The sequence below is a fragment of the Pseudonocardia sp. D17 genome (assembly GCF_036984265.1).
GTDB classification, from domain to species: Bacteria; Actinomycetota; Actinomycetes; order Mycobacteriales; family Pseudonocardiaceae; genus Pseudonocardia; species Pseudonocardia benzenivorans.
On record NZ_BPRG01000120.1, the window covers coordinates 1 to 5,500 of the forward strand.

General features: G+C 65.6%; 4 protein-coding genes. 1 reads left to right on the plus strand and 3 read right to left on the minus strand.

What is annotated here, in order from left to right; genetic code table 11:
* Positions 1–682: 682 nt before the first annotated feature.
* Entirely contained in the window at positions 683–1,453 is a 771-nt protein-coding gene (locus PSD17_RS19355; RefSeq protein WP_339123987.1) for a M23 family metallopeptidase, read from the minus strand.
* A 716-nt stretch (positions 1,454–2,169) separates the two neighbouring features.
* Between PSD17_RS19355 and PSD17_RS19360 the strand changes: the two genes are divergently transcribed.
* Positions 2,170–3,099, plus strand: coding sequence for a M56 family metallopeptidase (locus PSD17_RS19360; protein ID WP_339123989.1), 930 nt, complete (start codon positions 2,170–2,172; stop codon positions 3,097–3,099).
* Positions 3,100–3,279: 180 nt separating this feature from the next.
* On the opposite strand, the gene PSD17_RS19365 is transcribed toward PSD17_RS19360, so the two are convergent.
* Entirely contained in the window at positions 3,280–4,650 is a 1,371-nt protein-coding gene (locus PSD17_RS19365) for a multicopper oxidase family protein (RefSeq protein ID WP_339123990.1), read from the minus strand.
* A 183-nt stretch (positions 4,651–4,833) separates the two neighbouring features.
* A complete protein-coding gene (locus PSD17_RS19370; RefSeq protein WP_339123992.1) occupies positions 4,834–5,283 on the minus strand; it encodes a hypothetical protein in 450 nt (149 codons plus the stop codon).
* Positions 5,284–5,500: the final 217 nt, after the last annotated feature.

Sequence of the window (5,500 nt, forward strand, 5' to 3'; positions counted from 1 at the left end):
ACAGCCCATCACCCGATCCTTGATCGCCTACGACCACTGACCGGGTTCGGACTTACTCGTCTAGTCGGAGACGAAGGCACCGCAGCTTCGCCCATCCAACTGGCACCAGCGACAGTGAAGCCCGCCCGGCAGCCTAGATCGGCTGGCTCCGGGAACGAGGCGGCGCACGCTCCCAGCTCCGGCCCGGCGGCGCAGAATAGATCGAAGATTCGCCCCGGCTGGACACCGTGACACAATCGCCGCCGCAACCGCTAGATGCGGCAGGCAGACGCCGGATTCTCGCCCGTGGGGCGGTCCACCGGTCTGTGACTCGGTGGAACCAGTTTCGCTGCTGCGTGCAGAGCCGGTTGCACCACATCAGGTGCCCCCGCCCCGGGGTACGACAGGAGGAACAGACCCTCATCCCCCCACACTTCAAACAATGCCGCCCACGGGGAGCCCCGTGTGACGCGCGGACTCGGCGGCAACGGGGAATCCACTCAACCACGTCAAGCAAGGAAACACAAAACCGCACCACCATCCAACATTCCACCCGTCCCGATCACATGCTCACCCTTCGACCTCGTGAGACACCCACCCCGCACCTCGACCCGGCCTGGGGGAGTCCACGTTTCGTCGCATTTACCGACAAACTGCGGGTGGCGTAGCGGTAGAAAGAGACACCGTTGCTCGAAGTGATGCTCTAGTATCCGGCGCCACGCTTGCGCAGCCAGGCAAGGGGATCGAGCCGACGGCCAGTCGGATCGAGGATCTCAAAATGCAGGTGGGGTCCGGTTGAAACCCCTCGATCACCTACCTCCGCGATGACCTGACCAGCCTTTACTTGCTGCCCCTCCTTAACCAGGTATCGGTTGATATGGCCATACACTGTGACAGACCCGTCTGCGAGTCTGATCCGCACCCAGAGGCCGAATCCATGCGCTGGGCCAGCATCGATCACGACACCGTCACCGACGGATCGGACCGGAGTACCGATGGCATTTGCGATGTCCAAACCATAGTGCGTGGAACCCCAGCGGGGGCCAAAATTCGATGTGATAATTCCGTTCACTGGCCGAACGAATGAGGGAAACCGGAATGCCGACTCACGATCCTGACGCTGTTGTTCGAAGAGGCGGATTGCTTTACTTAGGGACTCTGTGTCGGACGGCGGCTGCAACGGCACAGTGACGGGCAGCATCGCAGAGACCCTGATCTGATCAGTGTTGTGATCGCCCTTCATCGCAGCGATCGAGCCCGGCCGCGAGTTGATTGACAGTAGGCTAGAAAACACAGCTGATATTGCTGCACCGACAGCCAGCGCACTCAGGGCGGCGCGACTCGGGCGGGGACCTGGCCCTACGCGATGCCTTGATCTCGTCGATGAGGCCCGGCGGCGCGAGAAGCGAGATTGGTTATCCAGTAGCAGCCTATGCCTACTCAGTCTCCATGACACGCTGGCGCGACTACCCATGTGCGCCTGTTCGTCGGCCGTCCTCAATCAATGGCCGAAGTCGAGAGTCGCGCTCATATGGAGGGCGTGGATTGATCCCTTCAGCTGCACACCTCACAGCGGGAGCAGATATCGAGCCGGGCTGGTGGCGAGGCAGCGCCCCGAGAATTCACCGTGAGGAACTGCGGCGATTTGGCGGTCGCCGGGCGGTCGGCACGAACAGGGGCCCCGCAGGGCCGTGCTGCTCATCAATTCGACGTGGCACCCTTCGGCTGGATCCTCTCGTGAGCTATCCATGCAGAGCTTCCTCGCTCCTCGTCGGTTGCTGCTCGGCCGGCGGAGAACCACCGGCGACCTGACCGCGGGTGAGTCTACTGACTAGGTCCGTAGATGCGCGTCGTCGGGGTCGCTCCGGCCTTGCCCAGCTAGTGAGGTCGGGCAAGTGCCTACGAAGTTGATCCACCTGCCCCCGAGCTAGGCTGAGGTGGCGTGCGACGTTGATCGCGTGGCAGAGAGAATCCGCCCCGCTCCGGCTTCGCGACTCGGGAGCACCCTGACCGTGACCGTGCACGCACATCCGGTCGCCGGGCGGGTGCCGTCGCCGCGAGGCGGGGGCTCGTGGTCGCCGAAGGGGCACGGACGTCAAGACGGTAGGCTGAGGCGCTGTCCGCGCCGCCATTCAAGCAGCGCGCACGCACCGCGAAGGGAAGGACCCTCCTGGCGTGATAATTGCGGCGGTGCTGGTCGTCGGTGCAGCGCTTACCGGCGTCTTCGGCCCGAGGCTGCTCATTGGTCTAGAGCGCAGTTCTGCTAGCCCAGCGGCCCTGCTGTGCGTCTGGTGGTCGGCGCTGACCTGGATGGCAGTTAGCGCCATCGCTGCGCTGGCAGTGTTGCTGATTCCCATTCACGACGGAGCGCCTGCTCCCCTGGCTCAGCTGCTGGCCACGTGCTACGCCAGCTTGACATCCAGTCAGTTCCACCCTGACGAAGTCGGTGCCGCGCTGATCACCGTTCTCGTCCTCATGGGCCTCTTCAGGGCGATCGGGCGCGGCGGGCGCAGTGTGCGCGCTGTGCGGCAGGAGGCCGAGACCACCATGTGGATGCTCGAACCGGCGGGAACTTGGGAGCATGGCGTTCTGTGGCTCGACCATCCTAGCGCTGTCGCGTTCAGCGTCGGGGGACGAGCCAAGGCGATCGTCGCAACCAGTGGTCTCCGCCGGATTCTCAGCCCACTGGAGACCACCGCCGTGCTCGCCCACGAACGGGCCCACCTGTCAGGCCGGCACCACGTGCAAGTCCTCCTGGCCGATGCTCTCGCCGCCGCGGTTCCGCTGCTCCCGCTGTTCCGTGAGGCTCCCGCCGTCATTCGCCGCTTAGTCGAGTTGGCCGCGGACGATCAAGCAGCCCGCTACGTTAGCGCAGACGTGGTGCGCCGTGCGCTGGTGTCCGTAGCCATCGGAGGCGATCAGGGATTGCCCCCGGCTGCCTTGGGTGCAGCGACCTCCTCCATCGAGGTCCGGCTCGCCCGTCTCGCCCGCCCCGTCCGACTGCGGTCTCGCCCCGGCCAGGCCGGGGAGAAGGCATGTTTCGTCGCCGCCGGCGCTCTGATTCCACTGCTCACCGGTGCTGCGAGCGTCGCCGCCTTCATCACCGTGTCGTGCGTATGAGGGCGCTCGAAAGGGAGCGGCGAGGGTTCCAGCCACATCCTGGGGCTGAGATCATCATCATCGATGGGCTGCGGTGGCGGACGACAGGTCCGGTAGCCGAGCTGCTCGTCATCTGCCACGCGCGTCGGCATGCCGGAGCGGGCGGACCCGCACTGCCTCGAGCCAGTAGCCGCGCGGAGATCAACTGGAGTAGGAGACGACAGTCATCATGCCGGCTTCGCCGTGGTAGACGTTGTGACAGTGCGTTAGCCACTGGCCGGGGTTGTCGGCGTCGAACTCCACCTCTACTGCCCTGCCGGGGAGCACGTTGACGGTGTCCTTGCGCGCACCTAGTCCGCTTGCGGTGCGCACCTGGAAGGTGTGCCCGTGCAGGTGCATCGGGTGGAACATCGAAGTTGTGTTGACCAGTCTGAGGCGCACACGTTGCCCCTCGGAAACGGACAGTCCATGTGCCGGGTCGTACGGCTGGTCGTTGATCGTCCAGCTGTATCCCTCTCCCGGGCCACCTAGCTTGAGGTCGTGGACGACGTCCGGGGCGCGGTCGGGCAGCGACACCCGGTCGGTCGCGACGAGCTCTTCGGCGCGGATCACGGGTTGAGCGGAGATGTCGGCGGCTGCCGCATCGACGGTGACGGCGGTCGGCCGTCCGACGTTGAGCGCTACCCGCGCGGCGCCGCCCTTACCCTCGGCGATACCGACCAGCGGACGACTGTCGTCGGGCAGCGTGATGATCGCATCCATCCGCTCGCCCATGCCGAGCAGCACTGAAGGACCGGCGGTCGGATGGACCGGGAAGCCATCGGTGTGGGTGATGGTCAGGGGAACCCCGGGTACTCCGATGCGGAACGCGGTGTCTCCAGCAATGTTGATGAGCCGAAGGCGGACGCGCTGCCCGGCCTTTGCGAGAAAGGTCTGTGCCGCTGCGGAAATTCGTCCATTGGCGAGGTAGTACGGGTAGCTCACGTCACCGGCGTCTCCCCCGAGCAGGTCGGATCGCTGCATATGCATCCCACCCATTCCTTCCATGCCTTGCATGCCGCTCATGCCGTTGGCTTTGAGATCGGCGAGGACCTGGTCGGGGTCGCGGGCCGTGCCGTCGAGCCAGTCGTCGAATAGCACGACGAGCTCCTGATCGTAGTCGCCCCGCTCATTCGGGTCGTCGACGATGAGTGCGCCGTAGAGGCCACGGTCGAGCTGGGTGCCGACGTGTGGATGGAAGATGTAGGTCCCGGGATCCGGGACGGTGAACTCGTATCGGAACGCGGCTCCGGACGCGACTGCGGCCTGGGTCAGGACTGGCACCCCGTCCATGTCGTTACGGAGCGCGATGCCGTGCCAGTGGATCGTCGTCGGCTGCGGCAGATCGTTGCGCAGGTTTGCACGCAGCATGTCACCCGCGCGCAGCCGAATTTCGGGGCCGGGCACGTTGCCCCCGTAGGTCCAGCTGTGGACCGTTGGGCCCCCGAGATCGACAGCGCCGGTTTGGGCAGCTATCTCGGCGGTGACGGTGGCCTGTCCGGCTGCCTGCCGCAGGCGCTCCCGCTCCAGCACACGGCTCGAAGAGGCATTGACCGGGCCAGGGACGTTCGTTGGGCCCGAGCAAGCGGCGAGTAGACCACTGGCGGTGGCGGCACCAGCGGTGGCTCCAACTAGGGACAGAAATCGACGACGGGACAGCATGAGGGGTCTCCTCTGCGCGGGAGGGAAGGGATCGGGCCGACGGAGCCGGTCCGATCAGGTCCGCAGCACGCAGAGCTGAGAGAGGCGCGTCGACGTCGGCGGCGGCCACCGTCCGGCTCGGGCGCGGCCAAGTAACCGCGAGGCGTGCGAAGGCTGCAATCGCTGCCACGCCAGCACAGCGATAACGAGAACCGCGATCGCGGCGAGCACCGCTAAGCAGGTGTGCATCAGCGCCGCCATCGGCGTTGATGAGTGAGTGTCCTGGGCGCGCTCACTGCCGACGGAGGCGCGGGCTGGGTCAGCGGCGGTTGTTGCAGAATCTGCCCTCGCCCCGGTCAGCGGCAGCGCCTCTGACAGCACCTGCGGGACGGTGGCTGATCTCGTCGCGTCAACCGGCGCAACAACGAAGACCTCAAGCCCGTTCCGTGTGGCCGACGCCAACGCCTGGTGATCGCCGTGGGTCGTGATTCCCAGGATCGAGTGCATCAGCAGCAGGCTGCTCACGAGCAACAGCGGAAGCAGGCCCCGCTGCGCCGCAACGCCTAACCCGGACACATCCCTCAGGTTAGACGAGTCTCGAGAGCAGAACTCCATGACCCCGGAATGCCATGAACCCGATGACTGGGGGGCTGCGCGCCGGCGGCAACCTATCCTGGTGGTCAAGTCCCCTGGCGTGGTGTGTGACGGCTGAGCGTGATCTTCTGGATGTCGGTCAGGCGCT

Bases quoted from the DNA above. Each gene is read 5' to 3' on its own strand.
- PSD17_RS19355 (WP_339123987.1), bottom strand. From the start codon at position 1,453: ATGGGTAGTCGCGCCAGCGTGTCATGGAGACTGAGTAGGCATAGGCTG.